3 protein-coding genes are annotated in these 4,268 nt (G+C 75.6%); 1 reads left to right on the forward strand and 2 read right to left on the reverse strand.

The window, feature by feature from the left end; genetic code table 11:
* Positions 1-226 (reverse strand): hypothetical protein (locus DZG00_RS17155; RefSeq protein WP_199689818.1); only part of this gene is annotated, 226 nt, incomplete at its 3' end.
* Positions 227-440: 214 nt separating this feature from the next.
* Here DZG00_RS17155 and glgP point away from each other — a divergent pair.
* A complete protein-coding gene (gene glgP, locus DZG00_RS12825; protein ID WP_119455689.1) occupies positions 441-2,996 on the forward strand; it encodes an alpha-glucan family phosphorylase in 2,556 nt (851 codons plus the stop codon).
* A 48-nt stretch (positions 2,997-3,044) separates the two neighbouring features.
* On the opposite strand, the gene DZG00_RS12830 is transcribed toward glgP, so the two are convergent.
* Positions 3,045-4,268 (reverse strand): SGNH/GDSL hydrolase family protein (locus tag DZG00_RS12830; RefSeq protein ID WP_119455690.1); only part of this gene is annotated, 1,224 nt, incomplete at its 5' end.

The raw sequence follows: 4,268 nt of genomic DNA on the forward strand, positions 1-4,268 counted from the left end.
CCACCGGCGGGGCCGCGGGCGGCGCCGGGATCACGGGCGGCTGCGGCTCCGAGGCGGCGGGCGCGGCGACGGGAGCCGCCTGCGCGGGTGCCTCGGGGATCATCGGCGGCTCGGGCGTCGGCGGGTTCTGGGCGTCCTGGAGCTTCTGGGCCTTGGCGAGCTTGCGGGCTGCACGGCCGCGCACCGGGCGGGGGAGGGGATCGGGTCCGTCCTGGGGTGTGGTCACTGTTCGACCGTAGCCCGTGAGCCGTCCGGCTGTCGCTCGCCGCGGCGGGGGCGGACGCCGTGCGGATGCCCGACGTCCGCGCGTCACCGGCCGTCCGGTCCGCGTCCACGGCGGCTCCACGCTCGGTCGGGACCCTGGTGCCGTCCACCCCGCGCCCCTAGGCTCGGGAGCCATCGCGCGGGTCCGCCCGCGGCCGCCGGTCCGAGGGAGTCCCGTGAAGGCCATCCGCAGGTTCACCGTCCGTGCCGTCCTCCCGGAGGAGCTGTCCGCGCTGGACGAGCTCGCCGGGAACCTCCGATGGTCCTGGTACGAGCCCACCCGCCGCGTGTTCGCGCACGTGAGCCCCGAGCTCTGGGAGGGCACGGGCCACGATCCGGTGGCGCTGCTCGGCGCGGTCGACCAGGAGCGGCTCCGCGAGCTCGCCGCAGACGAGGGCTTCGTCGCGTGGGCGGAGGAGCAGCGCGCGGACCTCCGCGCGTACGTGAGCGAGCCCCGCTGGTACCAGTCCCTCGCGGGCGACGTGCCCGAGGCGATCGGCTACTTCTCGCCCGAGTACGGCATCGCCGCCGCGCTCCCGCAGTACTCCGGCGGCCTCGGCATCCTCGCGGGCGACCACCTGAAGAGCGCGTCCGACCTCGGCGTCCCGCTCGTGGGCGTCGGCCTCTTCTACCGCTCCGGCTACTTCCGGCAGGGGATCTCCTCGGACGGCTGGCAGCAGGAGACCTACCCCGTCTTCGACCCGGACGGCCTGCCCCTCCAGGTGCTGCGCGACGCCGAGGGCGCGCCCGTGGCGGTCGTCCTCGAGCTGCCGGCCGGCAGGACGCTGCACGCGCGCATCTGGCAGGCGCGCGTCGGCCGCATCCCGCTCCTCCTCCTCGACACCGACGTGCCCGAGAACGACGACGACCTCCGCCGCGTCACCGACCGGCTCTACGGGGGCGGCGGCGAGCACCGGCTGCACCAGGAGCTGCTGCTCGGGATCGGCGGGGTGCGGGCGATCGCGGCGCACGCGCGCGTCACGGGCGCGCCCGTGCCCCGGGTCTTCCACACCAACGAGGGCCACGCCGGCTTCCTCGGCGTCGAGCGGATCTCGACCCTGATGGCCGACGGCCTCGGCTTCGACGATGCGCTGCAGGTGGTGCGCGCCGGCACCGTGTTCACGACGCACACGCCCGTGCCCGCGGGCATCGACCGGTTCGACGTCGGACTCGTGCGGCAGCACATCACGGATCGCCTGCTGCCGGGCGTGCCGCCGGAGCGCGTGCTGGGCCTCGGCGCCGAGGTCCACGACGGGGGATCCCCTGACGTGTTCAACATGGCGCTCATGGGCCTCCGCCTCGCGCAGCGCGCCAACGGCGTCTCCCTGCTGCACGGCGAGGTCAGCCGCGGCATGTTCGCCGGGCTCTGGCCGGGTTTCGACGCCGACGAGGTGCCGATCACGAGCGTGACGAACGGCGTGCACGCGCCGACGTGGACGGATCCGATGCTCATGTCGCTCGCGCGCGAGCGCCTCGGCACGTGGGACACCACGGCGGCCGACTGGTCCTCGACGGCCGTGAGCGACGGCGACCTCTGGGACGTGCGCGGCCTGATGCGCCGCCAGCTCGTCGAGGACGCCCGCCGCCGCGTCGTGCGCGCCTGGCGCGAGCAGAACCCGGGCGCCGTCGAGCCCGCGTGGCTCGAGGACGTGCTCGACCCCGAGGTCCTCACCATCGGCTTCGCGCGGCGCGTGCCCACGTACAAGCGCCTGACGCTGATGCTCCACGACCGGGAGCGCCTCCGCCGCATCCTCACCGACCCGGACCGGCCCGTGCAGATCGTGGTGGCCGGCAAGTCGCACCCGGCGGACGACGAAGGCAAGCGCCTCATCCAGGAGCTCGTGCGGTTCGCGGCCGAGCCCGGGATCCGGGGGCGCCTGGTGTTCCTGCCCGACTACGACATCGGCATGGCTCAGCTGCTGTACCCGGGCACCGACGTCTGGCTCAACAACCCGCTGCGGCCGCTCGAGGCGTGCGGCACGTCGGGCATGAAGGCGGCGCTCAACGGCGCGCTCAACCTGTCGATCCTCGACGGCTGGTGGGACGAGTACTCCGACGGCCGCAACGGCTGGGCTATCCCGTCGGCCGACCGCGCGCACGACGGCGCCGAGCGCGACGCGATGGAGGCGACCGCGCTCTACGACCTCATCGAGAACCGCATCGCCCCGCGCTTCTACGAGCGCGACGCGGACGGCGTGCCCACGGGCTGGGTGCAGGACATCCGCCACACCCTGCTGACCCTGTCGCCCGAGCTCAGCGCCGACCGCATGGTGCGGCAGTACGTCGAGCGCCTGTACGTGCCCGCCGGACGGGCGCAGGCCGTCGTCGCGGCGGACGACCATCGTCTGGCCCGCGAGCTCGCCGCGTGGCGCGACCGCGTCGCCGCCGCCTGGCCGTCGGTGCAGGTCGCGCACGTCGAGTCCGAGGGCGTCGAGCACCGGGCGCAGGTCGGCGACGAGCTGCGGGTGCGCGCATGGGTGGCGCTCGGCGGCCTCGGCGCGGGCGACGTGGCGGTCGAGGTCGTGCACGGCCGCATCGGCGAGGGCGACGTGCTGACGGATGCGGTCCGGCAGGCCCTCGAGCCCGTGGGCGGATCCGGGGGGCAGCAGGAGTACGCCGGCACCGTGCGGCTCGCGGTCGCCGGGCCGTTCGGGTACACCGTGCGGGTCGTCCCGCGGCACGAGCTGCTGGCGTCGAGCGCGGAGCCGGGCCTGGTCGCGGTCGCGAGCTGAGGGCGGCGGCTCCGGCCCCTGCGGGACGCGCCGCCCGCCGCCGCCGCGTCAGGCCGGGGTGGCCTGGAGCTTCGCGGCGAGCACCTCGGCGAAGCGCGCGTAGCCCCGGTCGTTCGGGTGGTTGTCGGGGCCCATCCAGCCGTACGGGTCGGATGCGCCCTCGCCGACCATGCGGGGGATGTGCGCGCCGATCTCGAAGACGTCGGCGAGCGGATCCGCCGACGCCGCGTCCCGCAGCGCGCCGATGTAGTCGGCCCACGTGGTCCCGCGGATCGGCAGCGTGGTGCGCTCGTACGGCGGCGTGAAGAGGATGGGCGCCTCGCTCGTGGTGCGGATCAGCTCGATGAGCACGGCCGCGTCGGAACGCACCTCCTCGGGCGTGCGGACGACCACGTCGTTGATGAGGTGCTCGGGCATCCACAGGTCGAGCTCGAAGCGCGGGGCCGAGCGGATCCACGTGCTCACGCCGTCCGGCCGCGCCTTCTCCGACAGCTGCCAGAGCTGCGACCCGGAGTTGCCGCCCTCGATGACGTGGATCCCGCGCTCCTCGTCGCCGTCGAAGAGCCACGCGCCCTCGAGCTCGGGCTTCCCGCCGGCCCACGCGACCGTGATCTCGTGCTCGGCGGACTCCAGCTGCGGGCTCGTCCACGTGAGGGATCCGCCCGCCTCGGCGCGCACCGTCTCGGGCTCGCCGCCGTCGACCTGGACCGTGATCGCCGCGTCGAGGCCGGGCGCCCACCAGCAGACGCGGGCCGAGGTCATGCGCGCGGTGTACGTGCCGGGGCCCGACGCCTCGGTGAGCATCACGACGCGCCGCCCCCAGCCGTGCCGCCCGCCCGCTGCGGGCGTCCCGGAGAAGGCGAAGCCCTGGTCGGCGGGCACGGTGATCTGGTGCCGCGACGCGATGTAGTCGAGCCCGCCGCGCGCGCCCGACGGGAAGGCGCCGCGCAGGCGGTCGCGGAGCTGGGCGGGGTAGGCGTGCTGCAGCGTGGTGGCGCCCTGGCCCTCGGTGATGCTGTCGCCGAGCACGCCGATCGCGAGGCGGCGCTCGCGCACCCGGTCGCGCAGCGCGTAGAAGCCGGCGAGCGCGTCGTCGGGCGCGTAGGTCATGGGCTCGATGGGCGGGCCGCCGGACGCGGTCACGGCGGGCGCGGGCGGATCCTCGGCATCCGCGGAGGGGGTGGCCGTGGCGCCCGCGGTGGGCGGGGCCGGGCGCGGGGTCGTGGTGCAGCCCGCGACGGCGGCGACGGCCGACAGCGCGGCCAGGCCGCC

Source organism: Clavibacter lycopersici (assembly GCF_003576405.1).
Taxonomy (GTDB): Bacteria; Actinomycetota; Actinomycetes; order Actinomycetales; family Microbacteriaceae; genus Clavibacter; species Clavibacter lycopersici.